This window comes from Kitasatospora sp. NPDC051984, assembly GCF_044593455.1.
Taxonomy (GTDB): domain Bacteria; phylum Actinomycetota; class Actinomycetes; order Streptomycetales; family Streptomycetaceae; genus Kitasatospora.
This window is the reverse complement of sequence record NZ_JBIUCB010000004.1, coordinates 364,260-385,799: the sequence shown is the minus strand read 5'-3', so window position 1 is coordinate 385,799 and position 21,540 is coordinate 364,260. Positions and strand designations below refer to the sequence as shown.

General features: G+C 71.1%; 18 protein-coding genes and 1 pseudogene. 7 read left to right on the top strand and 12 right to left on the bottom strand.

Annotated features, from left to right (window positions below; translation table 11 throughout):
* Positions 1–43: 43 nt before the first annotated feature.
* The 3 genes from ACIHEI_RS11010 to ACIHEI_RS11000 all read right to left on the bottom strand — a co-directional run bounded on the left by ACIHEI_RS11010 (position 44) and on the right by ACIHEI_RS11000 (position 2,027).
* The gene (locus ACIHEI_RS11010; protein WP_396606390.1) at positions 44–868 is read right to left on the bottom strand and encodes a hypothetical protein; all 825 of its coding nucleotides are present in this window, start codon (positions 866–868) and stop codon (positions 44–46) included.
* Between the two features lie 424 nt (positions 869–1,292).
* Complete coding sequence (gene rpsT / locus ACIHEI_RS11005; RefSeq protein WP_396606389.1) at positions 1,293–1,556, bottom strand: 30S ribosomal protein S20; 264 nt, start codon at positions 1,554–1,556, stop codon at positions 1,293–1,295.
* 165 nt (positions 1,557–1,721) lie between these two features.
* The gene (locus tag ACIHEI_RS11000; RefSeq protein ID WP_387643124.1) at positions 1,722–2,027 is read right to left on the bottom strand and encodes an antibiotic biosynthesis monooxygenase family protein; all 306 of its coding nucleotides are present in this window, start codon (positions 2,025–2,027) and stop codon (positions 1,722–1,724) included.
* 103 nt (positions 2,028–2,130) lie between these two features.
* On the opposite strand from ACIHEI_RS11000, the gene lepA reads away from it, so the two are divergent.
* Complete coding sequence (lepA, locus tag ACIHEI_RS10995) at positions 2,131–3,999, top strand: translation elongation factor 4 (RefSeq protein ID WP_392947310.1); 1,869 nt, start codon at positions 2,131–2,133, stop codon at positions 3,997–3,999.
* Positions 4,000–4,101: 102 nt separating this feature from the next.
* Here the strand turns inward: lepA and ACIHEI_RS10990 are convergent, their stop codons facing one another.
* The 3 genes from ACIHEI_RS10990 to ACIHEI_RS10980 all read right to left on the bottom strand — a co-directional run bounded on the left by ACIHEI_RS10990 (position 4,102) and on the right by ACIHEI_RS10980 (position 6,851).
* Positions 4,102–5,172, bottom strand: a complete 1,071-nt coding sequence (locus ACIHEI_RS10990; protein WP_396606388.1) for an NAD(P)/FAD-dependent oxidoreductase — start codon at positions 5,170–5,172, stop codon at positions 4,102–4,104.
* A gap of 83 nt (positions 5,173–5,255) precedes the next feature.
* Positions 5,256–6,158 carry an RNA polymerase sigma factor SigJ gene (gene sigJ, locus ACIHEI_RS10985; RefSeq protein WP_396606387.1) on the bottom strand — a complete coding sequence of 301 codons (903 nt, stop codon included), beginning with the start codon at positions 6,156–6,158 and terminating at the stop codon, positions 5,256–5,258.
* A gap of 168 nt (positions 6,159–6,326) precedes the next feature.
* Positions 6,327–6,851 carry a MarR family winged helix-turn-helix transcriptional regulator gene (locus tag ACIHEI_RS10980; RefSeq protein WP_387643128.1) on the bottom strand — a complete coding sequence of 175 codons (525 nt, stop codon included), beginning with the start codon at positions 6,849–6,851 and terminating at the stop codon, positions 6,327–6,329.
* 104 nt (positions 6,852–6,955) lie between these two features.
* Here ACIHEI_RS10980 and ACIHEI_RS10975 point away from each other — a divergent pair.
* Positions 6,956–7,885, top strand: a pseudogene (locus tag ACIHEI_RS10975) (EamA family transporter); the annotation flags it as partial.
* 193 nt (positions 7,886–8,078) lie between these two features.
* Here ACIHEI_RS10975 and ACIHEI_RS10970 read toward each other — a convergent pair.
* Positions 8,079–10,097, bottom strand: coding sequence for an ABC transporter ATP-binding protein (locus ACIHEI_RS10970; protein WP_396606429.1), 2,019 nt, complete (start codon positions 10,095–10,097; stop codon positions 8,079–8,081).
* Between the two features lie 224 nt (positions 10,098–10,321).
* Positions 10,322–12,058 carry an ABC transporter ATP-binding protein gene (locus tag ACIHEI_RS10965; protein ID WP_387861507.1) on the bottom strand — a complete coding sequence of 579 codons (1,737 nt, stop codon included), beginning with the start codon at positions 12,056–12,058 and terminating at the stop codon, positions 10,322–10,324.
* Positions 12,059–12,333: 275 nt separating this feature from the next.
* Between ACIHEI_RS10965 and ACIHEI_RS10960 the strand changes: the two genes are divergently transcribed.
* The 4 genes from ACIHEI_RS10960 to ACIHEI_RS10945 all read left to right on the top strand — a co-directional run bounded on the left by ACIHEI_RS10960 (position 12,334) and on the right by ACIHEI_RS10945 (position 16,944).
* Positions 12,334–14,235, top strand: coding sequence for an AMP-dependent synthetase/ligase (locus tag ACIHEI_RS10960; protein WP_396606386.1), 1,902 nt, complete (start codon positions 12,334–12,336; stop codon positions 14,233–14,235).
* A gap of 59 nt (positions 14,236–14,294) precedes the next feature.
* Positions 14,295–15,524, top strand: coding sequence for a radical SAM family heme chaperone HemW (gene hemW, locus ACIHEI_RS10955; protein ID WP_396606385.1), 1,230 nt, complete (start codon positions 14,295–14,297; stop codon positions 15,522–15,524).
* Between the two features lie 128 nt (positions 15,525–15,652).
* The gene (locus ACIHEI_RS10950; RefSeq protein WP_392947325.1) at positions 15,653–16,300 is read left to right on the top strand and encodes an RNA polymerase sigma factor; all 648 of its coding nucleotides are present in this window, start codon (positions 15,653–15,655) and stop codon (positions 16,298–16,300) included.
* Positions 16,297–16,944 (top strand): hypothetical protein, encoded by a 648-nt coding sequence (locus ACIHEI_RS10945; RefSeq protein WP_396606384.1) that lies wholly within the window; start codon positions 16,297–16,299, stop codon positions 16,942–16,944. The genes ACIHEI_RS10950 and ACIHEI_RS10945 overlap by 4 nt, the downstream gene beginning before the upstream one ends.
* Before the next feature lie 7 nt (positions 16,945–16,951).
* On the opposite strand, the gene ACIHEI_RS10940 is transcribed toward ACIHEI_RS10945, so the two are convergent.
* The 4 genes from ACIHEI_RS10940 to htpX are packed head-to-tail and all read right to left on the bottom strand — an operon-like array spanning position 16,952 to position 20,180.
* The gene (locus ACIHEI_RS10940) at positions 16,952–17,785 is read right to left on the bottom strand and encodes a DUF3097 domain-containing protein (RefSeq protein ID WP_387643135.1); all 834 of its coding nucleotides are present in this window, start codon (positions 17,783–17,785) and stop codon (positions 16,952–16,954) included.
* Between the two features lie 35 nt (positions 17,786–17,820).
* Entirely contained in the window at positions 17,821–18,591 is a 771-nt protein-coding gene (locus ACIHEI_RS10935) for a DUF2785 domain-containing protein (RefSeq protein WP_396606383.1), read from the bottom strand.
* Between the two features lie 24 nt (positions 18,592–18,615).
* Positions 18,616–19,203 (bottom strand): hypothetical protein, encoded by a 588-nt coding sequence (locus tag ACIHEI_RS10930; protein ID WP_396606382.1) that lies wholly within the window; start codon positions 19,201–19,203, stop codon positions 18,616–18,618.
* Between the two features lie 53 nt (positions 19,204–19,256).
* Complete coding sequence (htpX, locus tag ACIHEI_RS10925; RefSeq protein ID WP_392947336.1) at positions 19,257–20,180, bottom strand: zinc metalloprotease HtpX; 924 nt, start codon at positions 20,178–20,180, stop codon at positions 19,257–19,259.
* Between the two features lie 272 nt (positions 20,181–20,452).
* Between htpX and hrcA the strand changes: the two genes are divergently transcribed.
* Entirely contained in the window at positions 20,453–21,526 is a 1,074-nt protein-coding gene (gene hrcA / locus ACIHEI_RS10920; protein ID WP_387861498.1) for a heat-inducible transcriptional repressor HrcA, read from the top strand.
* The last annotated feature ends 14 nt before the right edge of the window (positions 21,527–21,540 follow it).

Below are 21,540 nucleotides of genomic sequence, written 5' to 3'. Positions count from 1 at the left end.
TCGGGCGATCTCCCGTACCGGTCGGGCGGAGCCCCGGAGTGGGTCAGGTGGATCCGCCGAGGGTGCGCAGCAGTTCACGGGTGTCGGACAGAAGTGCGGTGCGGACCTGCTCCCGGTCGGGGGCGGTTCCTCTGCCGTCCTGGTAGGACGCGGACCAGCTGGTGTAGCAGGTCATACCGCCCTGGCGGACGTACAGGACCTGGGTGAGGTAGTGCGAGCCCGGGACGCCGCGGTCGGGGTCGTCGAGGTAGCCGATGTAGGCCGCGTCGCCGAGGCCGGGTACCGGGCTGATCTGGTAGTGGCGTTGGGCCAGTCCCTCGCGCTGTGCGTCGAACTCCGGGCGCGGGTCCACCTCGTGGTGGAGCTGCACCTGCAGGTAGAGGGTGTAGTAGTCCTGGTCGCCGCCGACCTTCTTGCGGTACTGGCTGCAGTACATCTCGTCCAGCGCCCGGTGGCGCGTCGTGTAGTGATAGGGGGTGCCCGTCGGGACTGGGTACAGCTGGCTGAAGGTGGTGAGGCGGGCGGTGGTGCACAGGTCGTCGACCGTCCGGTAGCCGGCCACGCTTTGGGCGCTCGTTGTCGAGTCGCCGTTGATCAGTGCGGGGACTGACAGGATGGTCGCCGCCCACACTGCCGAGGCCACCAGGGCGCCGCCGATGCCCCACCACAGTCCGTGCCGGGGACGGCCCGGGCCCGGGCCGTCTGTGCCGGTTCCGTTCGGGTTGTCGCTGGCGTTGGAGGGCCCGTCGGGGCCGATGGTGGTGACCGTGCCCGTTCTGACGCCTGTGGCCGGTGAGGTGCGGGGGTTGCGCGAGAAGCTGCTGGTGGAGCGGTGGCCCTGGAGCTGATGCGGCGGCGGAGTCGACATCGTTCCCCCGAGTAGTTGGTCACGCACGGGCAGTGTCAGGCACCCACGCACCCTACCTCGCTGCATCGTTCGCGCCGATCCCCTTTCTCTGTGCGGTGGTTGGACACCATGGCTGCCGGGCGGCGGCAGTCGACCGGGCCCGGAAACGCGAACTGCCCGCCCGGTGGGGACCGGGCGGGCAGTTGGGGGAAGTGCCCTGAGCGGGTACTTTCCGTGGTTCATCTGGGTACCGCACCCGCGTGGCGAACGCAGGCCGCGTGCGGTACGGGTGGTGCAGCTCGTCGGAAATCCGGGTAGAGGGCCGGATTCCCGGGAGCGGACGGTCGGCGGTGGCGGGTAGAGGGCCGCGGATTCACGCCGTCCTAGGTGGTGCCGGAGCACCGGGTCGTACGGACGGGCCGTACGGGAAGGACCAGGATCAGGATCAGGCAGCGAGGTTGACGCGCTTGGTGATCGCCGACTTCTTGTTGGCGGCCTGGTTCTTGTGGATGATGCCCTTGCTGACGGCCTTGTCGAGGGCCTTGGAGGCGGCGCGAGCCAGCTCGACGGCCTTCTCGTTCTCACCGGCGGCAGCGGCCTCGCGGGCCTTGCGCAGAGCGGTCTTCAGCGAGGACTTGACGGCCTTGTTGCGCAGGCGCGCCTTCTCGTTGGTCTTGTTGCGCTTGATCTGGGACTTGATGTTCGCCACGAAAGAGCCTCAGTCTGTGTGAATCGGCAGTTCAACGGGTTGCACCGCCCGCCGCCGGTACCAGCCGAGAGGGCATGCCGAGGGCGGAGTGCAGCGGCCCACGCTACCAGGGCCGTCCCGTGCCGCCCAAACCGGACCGGCGGCGCGAACGCGACCGGTGTCCCGTCAGTCGCTGATCAGCGGCTCGCCATAGTGCTCGACCGTCGGGAACGGGTCGTAGTAGTGGTGCAGCAGCTCGCGCCAGCGTTCGTACTCGGGGGAGCGGCGGAAGCCCTCGGTGTGGTCCTCCAGGGTCTCCCATTCGACTTGCAGCAGAAAGCGCGAGGTGCGGCCGCCGTCCAGGCAGCGGCGCAGTTCGAGGGAGCGGAAACCCCGCTGGGCGGCGATCAGCGGCCGGGCCTGGACGAAGGCGGCGAGGAAGTCGTTCTCCTGACCGGGGCGGACGTCGAGCAGGGCGCTTTCCAAGATCATGCGGAGATCGTGCCGCATGCCCGCCCGGGTGGAAAGACCGGTCGGGCCTCGGGCATGGGAGGATGGGCGGAACCATATTGATCGGATCAGAAATCGGACCAAGGTGCCCGCGACCCCCAGCAACGTGCCAGAGCCCAGCCGTACTGACCCGGCGGTGATTCGCAACTTCTGCATCATCGCCCACATCGACCACGGCAAGTCGACGCTCGCCGACCGGATGCTGCAGATCACCGGCGTGGTGGACCCCCGGCAGATGCGCGCCCAGTACCTCGACCGGATGGACATCGAGCGCGAGCGCGGCATCACCATCAAGTCGCAGGCCGTCCGCCTTCCGTGGGCGCCGCGGACCGGTGAGAACGCGGGCAAGACGCACATCCTCAACATGATCGACACCCCCGGCCACGTGGACTTCACGTACGAGGTGTCCCGCTCCCTCGCGGCCTGCGAGGGAACCATCCTTGTGGTCGACGCGGCCCAGGGCATCGAGGCACAGACCCTCGCCAACCTGTACCTGGCGCTGGAGAACGACCTCACCATCATTCCGGTGCTCAACAAGATCGACCTGCCGGCCGCCCAGCCCGAGAAGTACGCGGCCGAGATCGCGCACATCATCGGCTGTGACCCGGCCGACGTGCTGAAGGTCTCCGCGAAGACCGGCCTCGGCGTCGAGGACCTGCTCGACCACGTGGTCGAGAAGATCCCCGCCCCGGTCGGCATCAAGGACGCCCCGGCCCGCGCGATGATCTTCGACTCGGTGTACGACGCCTACCGCGGCGTGGTCACCTACGTGCGAGTGGTCGACGGCCAGCTCACCAAGCGTGAGCGGATCGCCATGATGTCCACCGGCGCGACCCACGAGCTGCTGGAGATCGGCGTCATCTCGCCGGAGCCGAAGGTCGCAGACGGCCTCGGTGTCGGCGAGGTGGGCTACATCATCACCGGTGTGAAGGACGTCCGGCAGTCCAAGGTCGGTGACACCATCACCTCGCAGCACAAGGGTGCCACCGAGCCGCTCGGCGGCTACAAGGACCCGCGCCCGATGGTGTTCTCCGGCCTCTACCCGCTGGACGGCTCGGACTACCCGTTGCTCCGCGACGCCCTCGACAAGCTGCGCCTGAACGACGCCGCACTGGCCTACGAGCCGGAGACCTCGGTCGCCCTCGGCTTCGGCTACCGCTGTGGCTTCCTCGGCCTGCTGCACCTGGAGATCATCCGGGAGCGCCTGGAGCGCGAGTTCAACCTCGACCTGATCTCCACCGCCCCGAACGTGATCTACCGGGTGATCATGGAGGACGGCACCGAGCACACCGTCACCAACCCGAGCGAGTTCCCGACCGGCAAGATCGCCGAGGTGTACGAGCCGGTCGTGCGCGGCACCATCCTGGCGCCCAACGAGTTCGTCGGCGCGATCATGGAGCTCTGCCAGTCCCGCCGCGGCAACCTGCAGGGCATGGACTACCTCTCCGAGGACCGGGTGGAGCTGCGCTACACCCTGCCGCTGGCCGAGATCGTCTTCGACTTCTTCGACCAGCTGAAGTCCAAGACCCGCGGCTACGCCTCGCTGGACTACGAGCCCATCGGCGAGCAGTCCGCCAACCTGGTCAAGGTCGACATCCTGCTGCACGGCGACGCGGTGGACGCGTTCTCCGCGATCGTGCACAAGGACAAGGCCTACAACTACGGCGTGATGATGGCAGGCAAGCTGCAGAAGCTGATCCCGCGCCAGCAGTTCGAGGTGCCGATCCAGGCCGCGATCGGCTCCCGGGTGATCGCCCGTGAGACGGTCCGCGCGATCCGCAAGGACGTTCTCGCCAAGTGCTACGGCGGTGACATCTCGCGTAAGCGCAAGCTGCTGGAGAAGCAGAAGGAAGGCAAGAAGCGGATGAAGATGGTTGGTCGCGTGGAGGTCCCGCAGGAGGCCTTCATCGCCGCGCTGTCGACGGACGCGGAGCCGCCGAAGGAAAAGAAGTAGTTCCCACGGTCGGCCCAGCGGGCCGGGGTCCCCACCCGGGGGCCCCGGCCCGTTGCCGTTTCCTGATGGCGAATCGACTCCGCTCCCGGGGCCGGCTGCCGGTCAGCGCAGCGTCAGCGGCAGCACGTTGACGATCACCGACTTGACCAGCCGACCAGCCGCCCCGGTCACCACCCGCGGCTTCATCGAGTCGTCGCCGTGGATCATCTGCACCAGCGCCTCGCCGCGGCCCAGGCTCAGGCACTGGGTGAGGTAGCGGAACGAGAACGGCTTGTCGGTGCGCCCGGTGAGCAGTTTGCCCAGGTAGCGGCCCTGCGGCTGGGCGGTGGCGCAGGCCATCCGCAGCTGTCCGATGCCGGGCACCTTGGTGGCGGCGGCGTCCCCGGCCACGTACACGTCGGGGTGCGACACCGAGCGCAGGTGGTCGTCCACCACGGCCTGGCCGCGTTCGGTGACGGCCAGGCCGGAGTCGGCGGCGAGCGGGTGCGGCTCCAGCGAGCCGGCCCACACCACCACGTCGGCGGGGATCGGGCCGGCCGGCGTCTCCAACCCGGCGGCGGTGACGGCCGTGACCTGGTGTGCCTCGTCCACCTGGACCCGGAGTCGGTGGAGCACCGCCAGGACGTGCGCCCGCCCGCGCGCCGACAGCCAGCCGCCGACCGGGCCGGACGCCACCAGCCGGGCCTGCCAGGACGGGTGGGCCTCGGCGAGTTCGGTGGCCAGCTCGATGCCGGTCGCGCCGCCGCCGACCACCGCGATCGTCCCAGGTGCCGGCGCGTCGGTGATCCGGCGGTGCAGTTCCTCGGCCTGCTCGGCCGAGTAGGCGTGCTCGGCGGCGCCGGGCACGTCGCTCCAGGCGACCCGGCTGCCGAGCGCGTACACCAGGGTGTCGTAAGCGATCCGCTTGCCGTCCTCGGTGACCACCTTCCGCCCGGCCAGGTCGAGCTCGAGGACCCGGGTGGCGAGGTGGTCGACCTTGCGGCCGCGCAGCACGTGGGCGATGTCGGGCCGGGAGGGCCGGCGGCCGACGGCGATCTCGTGCTGGCGGACCCGGTGGGCGAAGCGCCGCTCCGGGGCGATCAGGGTGACCCGGTCCGGCCCACGGCCGATCCCGGCGGCCGCGGACAGTCCCGCGTAGCCCGCGCCGATCACCACGATGTGCTTGCCAGTCATCTCGTCCTCCTTCACGGACCCCGCCGGGTGGCGGATACGGAAGGGGGACGGGGCACACTGCGGGAGTGTGACCGTGACCTGTGTCACGCCCCCGCGAGGTGGGTGAGCTTCTCGGGGTTCACCATCGCGTACGCGGAGGTGATCCGGCCGTCCGCGACGGTGAACGCGAGCACGCCGCCGATCACGCCCGGGCTCGAGTACCAGACCGCACCCAGCTCGCCGTTGACCAGCATCGGCACCAGCGGGCGCTCCACATCCACCGAACGCTCGGCGATCTTGCGCACCAGCCGGCCCACATGGAGCGCGCCGAGAAGCGGACGGCGGCCCGCGCTGACGATGCCACCACCGTCGGCGTGCCAGACCACCTCGGGATCGAGCACCTCCATCAGCGTCATCAGATCGCCGCCGGTTGCCGCGGCGATGAACGCCGTCACCACCTGGCGGTGTTCGGCCGGGTCGACAGTGCTGCGGCGGCCGCCGTCCCGAACCCGGCGGCGGGCCCGCGAGGCGAGCTGCCGGGTGGCCTCGGGGGAGCGGTCCAACGCCGAGGCGATCTCCTCGAAACCCACCGCGAACACGTCGTGCAGCACGAACGCCGCCCGCTCGGCCGGAGTCAGCTGCTCCATCACCGCCAGCATCGCCACCGACACCGCCTCACCGACCTCGGCCAGTTCGGCGGGGGACTCCGCGGTGCTCAGCAACGGCTCCGGCAGCCACTCGCCGAAGTACGCCTCCCGGCGCGCCCGGGCCGAACCCAGCTGGTCGTAGCAGAGCCTGGTCACCACCGTGGTCAGGTAGGCGCGCGGCTCGGCGATGCCCGACCGGTCGGCCGACTGCCAGCGCAGCCAGGCCTCCTGCAACACGTCCTCGGCATCGGCGACCGAGCCGAGCAGGCGGTAGGCCACCGCGCCCAGGTAGCGGCGCTCGGCCTGGAAGGCGTCGACGGGGCCGGAAGGCGCGGTGTCGATGGCGGTCGGATCGGGCACCTGCCAACGGTAGCGCGCCGAACGGCCGGGGCGGCAGGCCGGTATTGATCCGGCGTCAGGCAGGGCGGTCGGGCGAACTTTGGGTGGGACGGCTGCGTGGGCGTTCAGCGGAACGGCCGCTCGGTGTGACGGCCGCCGTGGGTGGCGGAAGCGGGTCGTTGCGGGGTGCTAGCGGGACTCCACGCTGTGCAGCAGATCCCGGAGCAGCGTGTTCAGCTCGGACAGTCGCTGTTCGCCCAGCCGGTCGATGATCCGCTGCTGGACGGCCGTACCCGCGGCCACGGCCTGGTCGACCGTCTCCCGGCCGAAGTCGGTGAGGGTGATCCGCAGGCCGCGACGGTCGTTCGGGTCGGGGGAGCGGGTGACCAGGCCGGCCCGCTCCAGCTTGTCCAGCCGGCCGGTCATGCCGCCGGTGGTGAGCATCAGAGTCGCGGTCAGCTCGCGCGGCGACAGCGAGAACGGCTCCCCGGCGCGGCGCAGGGTGGCCAGGACGTCGAACTCGCCCAGGCCGATGCCGAACTGCGCGTAGACCTGCTCCATCAGGTCGCTGACCGCGCGGGAGACCCGGTGCACCCGGCCGAACGCGGCCATCGCCTCCGTGCGGTGGGCGAGGTCCGGGCGCTCGTGCCGCCACTGGTCGGCGATCGCGTCCACAGGGTCGTGTGCAGTGCTGCGTGGGTCAACTCGGTCCATTTCGCCAGTGTGGCACAGGGCCGCTCGGAAGTGAGTGGGTGAGCGGCGAGTTTGCCTTCGCTAATTGACTCGACAGCAAGTAACTTGCTGCTAAGCTATCTCTCATGCGAACCGTAGCTCTCACCGCGCTCGCCCCGCTCGCGTGGGGCTCCACCTATGCCGTGACGACCGAACTGCTTCCCGCAGACCGGCCGTTGCTCACTGCGACTCTGCGCGCCCTGCCCGCCGGCCTGGTGCTGCTGGCCGTCACCCGACGACTGCCCAGCGGTTCCTGGTGGTGGCGCTCGGCGGTGCTGGGCACGCTCAACATCGGCGTCTTCTTCGCCCTGCTCTTCGTCGCCGCCTACCGGCTGCCCGGCGGCGTGGCCGCCGTCCTCGGCGCGATACAGCCGCTGCTGGCCGCCGGGCTGGCCGTACCCCTGCTGGGGGAGCGGTTCGGGCGGCGGGCCCTGCTGGCCGGCACCGTCGGAGTGTTCGGCGTAGCCCTGGTGGTGCTGCGCGCCACCGCCCGGCTGGACGCCATAGGCGTGCTGGCCGGTCTCGCCGGGGCCGGGGCGATGGCCGCCGGCACGGTGCTCACCAAGCGCTGGGGGCGCCCCGAGGGCGTCGGCCCACTCGCTCTGACGGGCTGGCAGCTCACCGCCGGCGGTCTGCTGCTGCTCCCGGTGGCCGCTCTGGTCGAGGGTGCCCCGCTCGCGCTCAGCGGCACCAACCTGCTCGGGTACGGCTACCTCGCGGTGGCCAACACCGCGCTGGCGTACTGGGTCTGGTTCCGCGGCATCGGTCGTCTGCCCGCCACCTCGGTCGCCTTCCTGGGCCTGCTCAGCCCGGTGTCGGCGGCAGTGATCGGCTGGGCCGCTCTCGGCCAGTCCCTCAACGCGGTGCAGCTGCTGGGCATGGCGCTCGCCCTGAGCTCCACCCTGCTCGGTCAGCGCCCGGCCGGCCGGCCCGCCACCACCGTGGTCGCCGCCTCCACCACCGACCCGACCACCCCGGCCGCCACTGACCCGACCATCCCGGCCGCCACTGACCCGACCATCCCGACCATCACCGACCCGACCACCACCCACCGGGCCACCGCGATCACCGCGACCATCCCGGCGCCAGTCGCCACCGCCCCGGCTCTCGCCCTCGCCGCGATACGCGAGGGGGAGGCCCGCGGTGCGGACCTCCCCCAGGGCGGCGGACCCGTCGGGCCGGTCGGCCGGGCAGCGCGCTGACGTCGTGTCAGTCGACCTCGGCCACCGCCTGGGCGAACTGCGCCTGGTACAGCCGGGCGTAGGCGCCGTCGGCAGCGATCAGCTGGTCGTGGTTGCCCTGCTCGACGATCGAACCGTTCTCCATCACCAGGATCACGTCGGCGTCCCGGATGGTGGAGAGGCGGTGGGCGATCACGAAGCTGGTGCGGCCGGTGCGCAGCTCCGCCATCGCACGCTGGATCAGCACCTCGGTACGGGTGTCGACGGAGCTGGTCGCCTCGTCCAGCACCAGGATCGAGGGCTGGGCGAGGAAGGCCCGGGCGATGGTGATCAGCTGCTTCTCGCCCGCGCTGACTCCGGTGCCCTCGTCGTCCAGGACGGTGTCGTAGCCGTCGGGGAGGGTGCGCACGAAGCGGTCCACGTGCGCGGCCTTCGCCGCCGCGATCACCTGCTCGCGGGTGGCGGACTCGGCACCGTAGGCGATGTTCTCGGCGATGGTGCCGCCGAACAGCCAGGTGTCCTGGAGCACCATGCCGATGCCGGAGCGCAGCTCCTCGCGGGACATCGCGGCGATGTCCACGCCGTCGAGGGTGATCCGGCCGCTGCTTACCTCGTAGAAACGCATCAGGAGGTTGACCATGGTGGTCTTGCCGGCGCCGGTTGGGCCGACGATAGCCACGGTGTGGCCGGGTTCGACCTTCAGGGAGAGGCCCTCGATGAGCGGCTTCTCCGGGTCGTAGCGGAAGGAGACGTCCTCGAAGGCGACGCGGCCGTGCACCTCGGCGGGGCGCTCCGGACGCTGCGGCTCGGGGGACTGCTCGTTGGCGTCGAGCAGTTCGAAGACCCGCTCGGCGGAGGCCACACCGGACTGCACCAGGTTGGCCATCGAGGCGACCTGGCTGAGCGGCTGGCTGAACTGACGGGAGTACTGGATGAACGCCTGGACGTCACCGATGGACAGCGCGCCGCTGGCCACTCGCAGACCGCCGACCACCGCGACCAGTACGTAGTTGATGTTGCCGACCAGCATCATCGCGGGCTGGATGATGCCCGAGATGAACTGCGCACGGAAGGAGGCTTCGTAGAGTGCCTGGTTCTCCTGCTGGAAGAGGTCCTTGGCCTCCTGCTGGCGGCCGAAGACCTTCACCACGCTGTGCCCGGTGAACATCTCCTCGATGTGGGCGTTCAGCTTGCCGGTGGAGCCCCACTGCTTGATGAACTGAGGCTGGGCCCGCTTGCCGACCTTGGCGGCGACCACCACCGAAACGGGAACGGAGATCAGCGCGATCAGAGCCAGCAGAGGGGAGATCCAGAACATCATCATCAGCACGCCGACGATGGTCAGCAGGGAGTTGACGACCTGTCCCATGGTCTGCTGCATCGACTGCTGGATGTTGTCGATGTCGTTGGTGACCCGGCTCAGCACCTCGCCGCGCGGCTGGCGGTCGAAGTAGCTGAGCGGCAGCCGGGCCAGCTTCGCCTCGACCTCCTCGCGCAGCCGGAACACCGTGCGGTTGATCGCCAGCGCGGTCAGCCGGCCTTGGACCACACCGAACACCACGGCGGCCAGGTAGATACCCAGCACCCAGAGCAGGATGGTGCCGATGGCGCCGAAGTCCATGCCCTGGCCGGGGGTGAAGTCGATCGAGGCGAGCAGGTCGGCGATGTTGCCCTCGCCCCTGGCGCGCAGGCCATCGAGCACGGCCTGCTTGCTCGGGGCGCCGGTGAAGCGTGGTCCGGTGGCTCCGGCGACGATCAGGTCGGTCGCCTTGCCGAGCACCCAGGGGCCGGCCACCGCACAGGCGACGGAGAGCGCGCCGAATCCGAGCACGCTGAGGATCAGGTTGCGCTCGGGCTTGAGCATGCCGAGCAGGCGCTTGGCGGAGCCGCCGAGGTCCTTGGCCTTCTCGGTGCCTTGGGCGCCCGCGAAGCGCGCGGGTCCGGGCCCGCCGCGGCGGGCGGCCGCCTCCTGCGAGGTCGAGACCGGCTCCTGCTCCGCCTCGTTCGCTCCGGCTCCGGCTCCGGCTCCGGCACTGGCCTTGGCCAGGTCGGGCTTGGCGGGCTCGGCGGCCTTGGCGGGCTTCGATCCGGTCGTTCCGGCACCGGCCTTGGCCAGGTCGGGCGTGTTCGCCACAGGCTCGGCCACGTCGGGCTCGGTCACGTCGGGCTCGGTCACGTCGGGCTCGGTCACGTCGGGCTCGGTCACGTCGGGCACGGCCACGTCGGGCACGGCCACGTCGGGCTCGGTCACGTCGGGGCTGTTGGGGGTGGTCACGCCGCGGCCTCCTGCTCGGTGAGCTGGGAGAGCACGATCTCCCGGTACGTCGGGCTGTCGGCCATCAGCTCCTGGTGGGTGCCGGTGCCGACGACGGCGCCCTCGTCGAGGACGATGATCCGGTCGGCGTCGCGGATGGTGGAGACGCGCTGGGCGACGATCACCACCGTGGCGTCCGCGGTCTCCCCGGTGAGTGCGGCGCGCAGCCGGGCGTCGGTGGCGTAGTCGAGGGCCGAGAAGGAGTCGTCGAACAGGTAGATCTCGGGCTTGCGGACCAGGGCCCGGGCGATCGCCAGGCGCTGACGCTGGCCGCCGGAGAGGTTGGTGCCGCCCTGCGCGACCGGGGCGTCCAGGCCCTCGGGGAGCTTCTCCACGAAGTCCTTGGCCTGGGCGATCTCCAGGGCGTGCCAGAGTTCCTCGTCGGTGGCCTCGGGCTTGCCGTAGCGCAGGTTCGAGGCGACGGTGCCGGAGAACAGATACGGCTTCTGCGGGACGAAGCCGATGACCTCGGACAGCTTCTGCGGGTCGATGTCGCGGACGTCCACGCCGTTGATCAGCACCTCGCCGCCGGTGGCGTCGAAGAGCCGGGGGACGAGTCCGAGCAGGGTGGTCTTGCCGGCGCCGGTGGAGCCGATCACGGCGGTGGTCTCGCCGGGCCGGGCGGTCAGGTCGATGCCGCGCAGCACGGGCACCTCGGCGCCGGGGTAGCGGAAGTCGACGCCGCGCAGTTCCAGCGTGCCGTGGGCGCGCAGTTCGGTGACGGGGGCGAGCGGCGGGACGACGCTGGAGGGAGTGCTCAGCACTTCCTGGATGCGCTCGGCGCAGACCTCGGCGCGCGGCACCATCATGAACATGAAGGTGGCCATCATGACGCTCATCAGAATCTGCATCAGGTAGGAGAGGAAAGCGGTGAGCGCGCCGATCTGCATGCTGTTGCTGTCGATGCGCTGCGCGCCGAACCAGAACACGGCGACGCTGGAGATGTTCACCACGCCCATGACGATCGGGAACATCAGCGACATCAGCCGGCCGACCCGCAGCGAGTAGTCGGCGAGTTCGCCGTTGGCGCCGGTGAAGCGCTGCTTCTCGTGGTTGTCCTTGACGAAGGCGCGGATGACCCGGATGCCGGTGATCTGCTCGCGCATGATCCGGTTGACCGTGTCGATGCGCTCCTGCATGCCGCGGAACTGCGGCCGCATCTTGCTGACCAGCACGGTGACGACGATGCCCAGCGCCGGCACCACGGCCAGCAGCAGGCCGGACAGCGGCACGTCCTGGTTGAGCGCCATGATGATGCCGCCGACACACATGATCGGCGCGGCGACCATCAGCGTGAAGGACATCATCGCCAGCATCTGGACCTGCTGGACGTCGTTGGTGGTGCGGGTGATCAGCGAGGGCGCGCCGAACTGGTTGAGCTCGCGGGCGGAGAACTCCTGCACCTGGGAGAACACCCCGGCGCGCAGGTCGCGGCCGACGGCCATCGCGGTGCGGGCGCCGTAGTAGACCGCGCCGATCGAGCAGACGGCCTGGGCGAGCGAGACGCCGACCATCACGCCGCCGACTCGCAGGATGTACCCGGTGTCGCCCTTGAGGACGCCGCTGTCGATGATGTCGGCGTTCAGCGTCGGCAGGTACAGCATGCCGATGGTGGAGATCAGCTGGAGCAGTACCAGCACTGTGATGTCGCGGGAGTAGGGGCCGAGGTGGGCCCGTAGGAGTCTGAAAAGCACCGTGACACTCTCGTCGTCGAGTGGGACGCGCGCATCCCAAATTCGGGTACTTGTGAAAAAGCTTCACCCGTTGACCGGGCCTGCACTCTGAGCCTGCGCTGTGCCTGCACTTCCGCCCCGTGAGTGTGCCAGCTCACGTCACCCCCTTACGGAACGGCTTTTCACCCCCTAGGCTGCTGAATGCCCTCTTGTTACTCACCGGTTAAGTCGGTTGCCGGCCGCCCCCACGGCCGTCGCTTACCCACTCTCGGTCCACCCGTCCCCGGAGGTCCTCGTTGAGTTCCGCGCAGTCCATGATCGAGCGGCGCCCGCCCTCCGTGGCGCACCTTCTGCTCAGCAGGGTAAAGGCCACTCCGAACGGTGAGGCCTACCGGTACCCGGTCCCGGTGGACGAGCAGGCCGCGGACAGCGCGCCGGGTGCGGAGCAGTGGCGGTCGCTGACCTGGGCGCAGGCGAACGAGCGGATCCGCGCGGTCGCGGCCGGCCTGATGGCGCTGGGCATCCGGGCCGAGGACCGGGTGGCGATCGCCTCCGCCACCCGGATCGAGTGGATCCTCGCCGACCTGGGCAACATGTGCGCCGGCGCGGCCACCACCACGGTCTACCCGAGCACCAACTCCGACGAGACCGCGTTCATCCTGGCCAACTCCGGCAGCCGCGCGCTGTTCGCCGAGAACGCCGGCCAGCTGCGCAAGGCCGTCGAGCAGAAGCCCGAGCTGCCCGCGCTGGAGTACGTGATCCTGTTCGACCCGGCGGGTGAGGACGCGCCGCAGGCCGAGGGCCTTACGGTGCTGACGCTGGCCGAGCTGGAGCAGCGCGGCGCCGCGTACCTGAAGGAGAATCCGGACGCCGTCGACAAGGCGATCGATTCACTGGACAAGGAACAGCTCGCCACCCTGATCTACACCTCCGGCACCACCGGCCGTCCCAAGGGCGTGCGCCTGGTGCACGACTGCTGGTCGTACGAGGGCGTGGCGCAGGAGGAGAGCGGGCTGCTGCGCTCGGACGACGTGCAGTTCATGTGGCTGCCGCTGTCGCACGTGTTCGGCAAGACGCTGATCTCCGGCCAGATCGCCACCGGCCACGTGATGGCGGTGGACGGCCGGGTGGACCGGATCATCCACAACCTGCCGGTGATCCGTCCGACCCTGATGGCGTCCGCGCCGCGGATCTTCGAGAAGGTCTACAACGGCATCGCCGGCAAGGCCCGGGCCGAGGGCGGCGCCAAGTACAAGATCTTCCTGTGGGCGGCGAAGGTGGCCCGCGACTACGCGCAGACCATCCAGGCCAACAAGGTCGCGCACGGCCACGAGAGCGCCCCGTTGGGCCTGCGGCTGCAGCACGCGCTGGCCGACAAGCTGGTGTACACCAAGATCAAGGCGGCGTTCGGCGGCCGGCTGCGCGGCGCGGTGTCCGGCAGCGCGGCGCTCGCCCCGGAGATCGGCTACTTCTTCAAGGGCGCGGGCGTCCCGGTGCTGGAGGGCTACGGCCTGACCGAGACCTCGGCCGGTTCCACCGTGAACCGGGCGGAGGACTTCCGGGTCGGCACGGTCGGCCTCCCGCTGCCCGGCACCGAAGTGCGGATCGCCGAGGACGGCGAGATCCTGCTGCGCGGCCCGGGCGTCATGCGCGGCTACCACGAGATGCCCGAGCAGACCGCCGAGGTGCTGGAGTCGGACGGCTGGTTCCACACCGGCGACATCGGCGAGCTCGGCGCGGGCGGCTACCTGCGGATCACCGACCGCAAGAAGGACATGTTCAAGACCTCCGGCGGCAAGTACGTCGCGCCGAGCGAGGTCGAGGGCAAGTTCAAGGCGATCTGCCCGTTCGTCAGCAACATCCTGGTGATCGGCAACGGCCGCAACTACTGCACCGCGCTGATCGGCCTGGACGAGACGGTGATCATGCCGTGGGCGGCCGAGCACGGCATGGCCGGGAAGTCGTACGCCGAGGTGGTGGAGGCCCCGGCCACCGTGGAGCTGATCGACGGCTTCGTGAAGCGCCTCAACGGCGAGTTGCAGCGCTGGCAGACGATCAAGAAGTTCGCCCTGCTCCCGCGCGACCTGGACATCGAGCACGGCGAGCTCACCCCCAGCCTGAAGATCAAGCGCCCGGTGGTGGAGAAGACCTACGCCGACCGGGTGACCGCGATGTACGCGGGTGCCAACGAGGCCTGAGCACCCACGGTTCCGGTACGGCCTTCGGACTTTCGCGGGCCGTACCGGACAATGGGCGCATGCCCTCCGCACTTCCCGACGGCGAACCCGTGCCGTCCGACGGTTCGCTGCCCGCCCACGCCCTGGACGGACTCGGCGCCCGGCCGTTCGGTTTCTACCTGCACGTGCCGTACTGCGCCAGCCGCTGCGGCTACTGCGACTTCAACACCTACACCGCCACCGAACTGCGGTCCTCGGGCGCCGTTGCCTCGCAGGACACCTACGCCGACAACGTGATCGCCGAGATCCGGCTGGCCCGGCGCATCCTCGGTGACGCCGAGCTACCGGTGCAGACGGTGTTCCTCGGCGGCGGCACGCCCACCCTGCTGCCCGCCCGCGACCTGGTGCGGATGCTGGCCGCGCTGCGCGAGGAGTTCGGCCTCGCGGAGGGCGCGGAGGTCACCACCGAGGCCAACCCGGAGTCGGTGGACCCGGCGTACCTGGCCGAGCTGCGCGAGGGCGGCTACAACCGGATCTCCTTCGGCATGCAGAGCGCCCGCCCGCACGTGCTGCAGATCCTAGACCGCCACCACACCCCGGGCCGCCCCGAGGCGTGCGTCGCCGAGGCCCGCGAGGCCGGCTTCGAGCACGTCAACCTGGACCTGATCTACGGCACCCCCGGCGAGACCGACCAGGACTGGCAGGCCTCGCTGGACGCCGCGATCGGCGCCCGCCCCGACCACGTCTCCGCGTACTCGCTGATCGTCGAGGACGGCACCCGGCTGGCCGCCCGGGTCCGGCGCGGCGAACTGCCGATGATCGACGACGACGTGCACGCCGACCGCTACCTGATGGCCGAGCAGGCGCTCGCCGCCGCCGGGTACGCCTGGTACGAGGTTTCCAACTGGGCCACCACGCCTGAGGGCCGGTGCCGCCACAACGAGCTGTACTGGACGGGCGCCGACTGGTGGGGCGCCGGCCCGGGCGCGCACAGCCACGTCGGCGGGGTCCGCTGGTGGAACGCCAAGCACCCGGCCGCGTACGCGCAGGCGCTCGCCGAGGGCCGCACGCCCGCGCTCGGCCGCGAGGTGCTGGCCGGTGAGGACCGCCGGGTCGAGCGGATCCTGCTGGAGCTGCGCCTGGTCGAGGGCTGCCCGCTCGACCTGCTCACCGACACCGGCCGCAAGGCCGCCGACCGGGCCCTCGCCGACGGCCTGCTGGAGCCGGGCCCGTACGCGGACGGCCGGGCGGCGCTGACGCTGCGCGGCCGGCTGCTGGCCGACGCGGTGGTCCGCGACCTGGTCGACTGAGCCGCGCCACCCGGTCCCGGGCGTCAACCTGACGATCGGGGAGTCGGGCGGGCGTGAAACGCTCCGGCGGGCTGCGGCCAAGTACTCGGTGAAGGGACCCGCCGGGTCCCCCGACCGAGGAGGGACGCATGCGCATCCGTGAGCATCCACGCCACGAAGCGCGGCCCGAGGGCCGTCCACCGGAGCTGACCACTCCGGACGGCTTCGGCGCGTTCTACCGCCTGCACGTCAACGCCATACTCGACTTCGTCACCCGCCGGGTCAGCGATCCCCACCTGGCGGCCGACCTCACCGCGGACATCTTCGTCGCCGCGCTGGAGGCCGCCGGCAGCTACCGGCCCGAGCGCGGCACCGCGATCGGCTGGCTGTACGGCATCGCCCGGTACGTCATCGCGGGGTACCGGCGCGGCGACCACCGCGAACGCCGGGCGATCGGCCGGCTGTCCGGCCGCCGGCTGCTCGACGAGGAGGACATCCTCGCCCTGGAGGAGCGGATCGACGCCCAGCGGGCCGTCCGTGATCTCGCGCAGCGGCACGCCGGGCTCAGCGCCCCGCTGCGGGAGGTGCTCGACCTGGTCGTCATGGACGGCCTGACCACCGCCGAGACCGCGCAGGTGCTCGGCATCTCGCAGGCCACCGTCCGGGTGCGCATGCACCGCGCCCGGCGGCTGCTCGGTGCCGAACGCCGCCCCGCCCGCAAGGACCTGCCGAGGCCGGGCCCGCTGCTGCCCCGCCCCGCCGCCCCCGCCGACCCGATGATCGAGGTGGCCTCGTGACAAGCTCCGACCGAACCCCGTCCACCAGCAACTTCGAGCGCAGGCTCGGCGAGGAACTGGCCGCCCTCGCCGCCGAACGCGAGCCCGCCCGCCGCCCGGGACTGCTCCGCCGCCGCCCGGTACTGGCCGCACTCGCGGTCGGCGCGGCCGCCGTGGCCACCGCGCTGGTGCTGCCCGTGGCGCTCGGCGGCGAGCACGGCGGCACCGCCGCGTACGCGGTGACCAGGGAGCCGGACGGCACCATCGCGCTGCAACTGCGCGACCCGGCGGGCCTGCCGGACATGGTCGCCACCCTGCAGCGGTTCGGCGTGCCGGCGGCCGGGATCGAGGAGGCCAGGACGCCCGAGGAGTGCACGCTGCCGGAGCCGGCCGGGACCCGCGCCCAGCCCGACCTGGTGCAGCCCGGCGACGGCCCCGGCATGGTGCGGATCGACCCCAAGCTCGTCCCGCCCGGCTCGACGGTGCTGCTGACGGCGGGCCGGGCCGAATTCCCCGGCGGGGCGTTCAACACCTTCCGGGCCGTGGTGGTGGAGTCCGTGCCCGCCTGCGTGCCCGCGACGCGGATCGTGGTGGGGCAGGCAGTCGACCCGTCCGCCCTGCCGAGCCCGACGCAGACCGTCCTGCCGTCGGCGGTGCCGAGCTGAGTGGCTGTCAGGCGGTGCCGGACTGAGTGACGAAGTCGATCAACTCCTCGACCCGGCCGAGCAGTTCCGGCTCCAGGTCCTTCCAGCCGTCCACCGAGGCGAGGATCCGCTTCCAGGCGGCGGGGGTGTCCACCGGCCAGCCGAGACGGCGGCAGATGCCCTCCTTCCACACCTCGCCGCGCGGCACCTCGGGCCAGGCCGCGAAGCCGAGGCCGGCCGGTTTGACGGCCTGCCAGATGTCGACGTACGGGTGGCCGACGACCAGCACGTGGTCGCCGGTCACCTGTGCGGCGATCCGGTGCTCCTTGGTGCCGGGCAGCAGGTGGTCGACCAGGACGCCCAGCCGGCGGCCCGGGCCGGGGGCGAACTCGGCGACGATCGCGGGCAGGTCGTCGACGCCCTCGAGGTACTCGACCACCACGCCCTCGATCCGCAGGTCGTCGCCCCAGACCCGCTCGACCAGTTCGGCGTCGTGCCGGCCCTCGACGTAGATCCGCGACTCGCGGGCCACCCGGGCGCGCGCCCCGGGCACCGCTATCGACCCGGACGCCGTCCGCCCCGGCCCGCGCTGCGGGGCCGGTCCGGTCGGCCGGACCAGCGTCACCACCCGTCCCTCCAGCAGGAATCCGCGCGGCACCAGCGGAAACACCCGGTGCTTGCCGAACCGGTCCTCCAGCGTGACGGTGAATCCCTCCGCGGTCCGTTCGCACCGCACCACCGCCCCGCAGAACCCGGTCGCCGCCTCCTCCACCACCAGATCCCGCTCCGCCGCCACCTCCGGCGCGGGCTGCTGCCGCTTCCACGGCGGGGTCAGATCCGGCCCGTACTCCCTGCTGCGCATGCCCCGCAGTCTACGAAACCGCCCCCGACGGTCCGTCAGCCGAGGTACGGCGCGGCCGTCGACAGCACCTCGGCGATCCGCTCCCCGACCGCCGCCCCGTGCGGCAGCGCCCGCACCTCCGCGCCGCCCCACTGCGGGCGCACGCCCCGGACCGCCAGCAGGTGCACCACCCGCAGCGCGCGCAGGGTGTTGGACACTTCGGCCGGCACCGGCCCGGGCTCTCCGCCGGCGAACACCTCGGCCACCGCGTCCAGCCAGCCGACGGCCTGGCGCTCCGTCAGCTCGGGCCGGGTCAGGGTCAACGCGAGCGCGCAGCCGAGCCGGTCGTCCTCCATCGCGTCGAAGACGTGCCCGGTCGGGGCGAGCAGCCGGGCCGTGCCGAGCGCCAGCAGCGGCTCCGGGTCGACGTCCGGGTGCTGCCCGAACGCGCCCAGCAGGTCGGCGCCGTGCGCGACGGCGTGCAGCCAGCCCAACGCGGGGTGGTGCCCGCGCAGGTCGGTCTCGGCGGGGTACCAGCGGGCGAACGCGGCGAGCCACTCGGCGCGCAGGCTGCCGGTTCGCACGATGCGGCCCAGGACCAGCGGCGCGAACGTCCGGGCCTGGATCTCGGGGTCCCCGAAGCGGTCCGCCATCGCGTCGCCGAGCGCCAGTCGGCGTTCCTCGGCCAGCCCGGGTATCCAGCCGGCCAGCCGGGAGTACGCGCGCTCGTCGCGCTCCACCGGGTCGGGCGAGCGCAGCGCCTCGCGGACGGCGGCCAGCTCGGCCTCGGACGGATCACGGTCGGGCAGGGCGGTCCAGTCGGTCACGGACGACCACCCTGGGGCGGAGCCTCAGTCGTCCAGGCCGGGGGCGCCCCAGACCGGGAACCAGCGGGAGAGGTCGGACTCGATGCGCAGGTCGTTGCGGAGCAGGTTGGAGATCTCGATCTCCAGGGGGTTGTTGCGCTTCTCCTGGCCGGGGAGCCTGCACATCGGGTAGAAGGTGCCGCGCTTGTACAGGTAGACCAGGCCCAGCGAGCGGCCCTCGCGGTCGCGGAAGGCGACGATCGAGCAGAGCAGTTGCGGGCCGAAGCCGTTGGCCTCCAGCTCGCTGTTGACCGCGTGCAGGTCGTTGACCAGGTCGGGGAGTTCGTCGGGGGTGTGGCGGGCGAGCAGCCAGGAGTAGCCGTAGTTGTCGCGGGAGGCTTCGACGGGGGTGCCGCCGCGTTCGGTGTCCGCGTCGAGCAGGGCCCGGACCTGGGACTGGACCTCGGCGAAGGCGCCGCCCTCGACGGCGGCGAAGCACACCGAGCCGAGGCCGGTGGGGAGGAAGCCGGTGGCGGCCTGCAGGGTGAGCGCGGCCGACGGGATGCCGAACAGCTGGTCGAGGTCCGGCTTCACGGGCTTGCTGCGGCCGAACAGTGCGTCCAGGAATCCCACGGGGCGAGCTCCTTGATCAAGGGTGGAAGGCGGTCACTGCCCGAGCAAGGCGGTCACTGCCCGAGCTGGGAGGAGATCTTCGACAGCTGTGCGAGCCGCTGCTCCAGCGACGGGTGGGTGGAGAACAGCTGCGCGGCGGTCTCCTTGGCGCTCAGCGCGGGCGCGAAGTAGAAGGCGTTGTACGGCTGGGCCTTGCGCAGGTCCTCGGTCGGGATGGCGGCGATCTGCCCGGTCACCTTGGTCAGCGCGGAGGCCAGTGCGCTGGGGCGCCCGGTCAGCTGGGCGGCGGCCCGGTCGGCGGCGAGCTCGCGGTAGCGGGAGAGCAGCCGGGTGAGCAGGAAGCTGATCGCGTACACCACCATCGAGACCAGCGGGACGATGATCATCGCGATCGCGGCGTTGGAGTCGTTGCTGTTCCGGTTGCCGCCGCCCATCATTCCGCCGTACAGCGCGATCCGGGTCATCGCGCCGGCCAGGACGCCGAGGAATCCGGCCACCGTCATCACCGCGACGTCGCGGTGCGCGACGTGCGAGAGCTCGTGGGCGAGGACGCCCTCCAGTTCCTCCGGTTCCAGCCGCCGCAGCAGGCCGGTGGTCACGCAGATCACCGCGTTCTCCGGGTTGCGGCCGGTGGCGAAGGCGTTGGGCATGTCGTTGTGGGCGACCGCGACGCGCGGCTTGGGCATGTCGGCGAGCGCGCACAGCCGGTCGACCGCGCCGTGCAGCTGCGGGAACTCCTCGGGGGAGACCGGGTGGGCGCCCATCGCCCGTTCGGTGATCTTGTCGGAGAACCAGAACTGGGCGACGAACAGGCCGCCGGAGATCAGCACCACCAGGGGCCAGGCGCCGCGCAGCAGCACGATCAGCAACCCGGTGAAGCCGACATAGAGCAGGCCGATCAAGAACATGGTGGTGACCATCCGGCCGGTCAGGCCGCGGTCGGGGGTGAACCGGGAGTGCTGCCGTGAGGCCGACATCGCTGCTCCTCCTTCGCCGTCTTCGCCTTCGATGCTGCCACCGGCGGGGCCCGCAGGCACCATCCGAAACGATGGGAATCCGATGGGAATGCGGTCGCGTCGGCCCGCGGGAGCCGGTCGGCGCGGTTTTCGGTCGAGGATCACGTCGGCGGACCGTTCCTGCCATCAGGCCCGGGCCGTACACTGGCAGGTACGGTTCTGGCACTCTGCCCAGTTGAGTGCCAGAGAGGATCGACCACCGGTTCAACGGACGACGACGGAGGTGCGTGCACATGCCGGACGACGGCAAGCCCGACGGCCGCCTGATCGACACGCGCCCGTCCGTGCGCCCGTTGGACGAGCGACGGCTGGCCGTGCTCCGCGCGATCGTGCAGGACTACGTGGGCACCGAGGAGCCGGTCGGCTCCAAGGCCCTGGTGGAGCGCCACAACCTGGGCGTCTCGCCGGCCACGGTGCGCAACGACATGGCCGCGCTGGAGGACGACGGGTTCATCCACCAGCCGCACACCAGCGCGGGCCGGATCCCCACCGACAAGGGCTACCGGCTGTTCGTCGACCGCCTCGCCGAGGTGAAGCCGATGACGCCCCCGGAGCGCCGGGCGATCCGGCACTTCCTGGAGGGCGCGGTCGACCTGGACGACGTGGTGGCCCGTACGGTGCGGCTGCTGGCGCAGCTGACCCGGCAGGTCGCGGTGGTCCAGTACCCGTCGCTGACCCGCTCCACCGTGCGGCACATCGAACTCGTCTCGCTCACCCCGACCAAGCTGATGCTGGTGCTGATCACCAACACCGGCCGGGTCGAGCAGCGGATGGTGGACTGCCCCGGCCCGGTCGGCGAGACCGTGCTGGGAGACCTGCGGGCCAGGCTGAACGGCATGGCGGGCGGCTGTCGGCTGCCCGAGGTGCCGACCCTCCTGGAGGACCTGCCGGCCAGTTTCGAACCGGCCGACCGGCCCTCGGTCAGCACCGTGCTGACCGTGCTGTTCGAAACGCTCGCCGAACAGAACGAGGAACGGATCATGCTGGCGGGCACCGCCAACCTGACCCGGTTCAACCACGACTTCCCGCTCTCCATCCGTCCGGTGCTCGAGGCACTGGAGGAGCAGGTGGTGCTGCTGCGCCTGCTGGGTGAGACCGGGGACTCGGCGATGACGGTCCGGATCGGCCACGAGAACGCCTATGAAGGCCTGAATTCCACGTCGGTGGTCTCCGTCGGTTACGGTTCGGGCGACCAGAGCGTGGCAAAGCTGGGTGTGATCGGTCCGACCCGGATGGATTACCCGGGCACAATGGGGGCGGTGCGAGCGGTGGCGCGATACGTCGGCCAGATCCTGGACGAGTCATAACAAGGCTGCGTGAG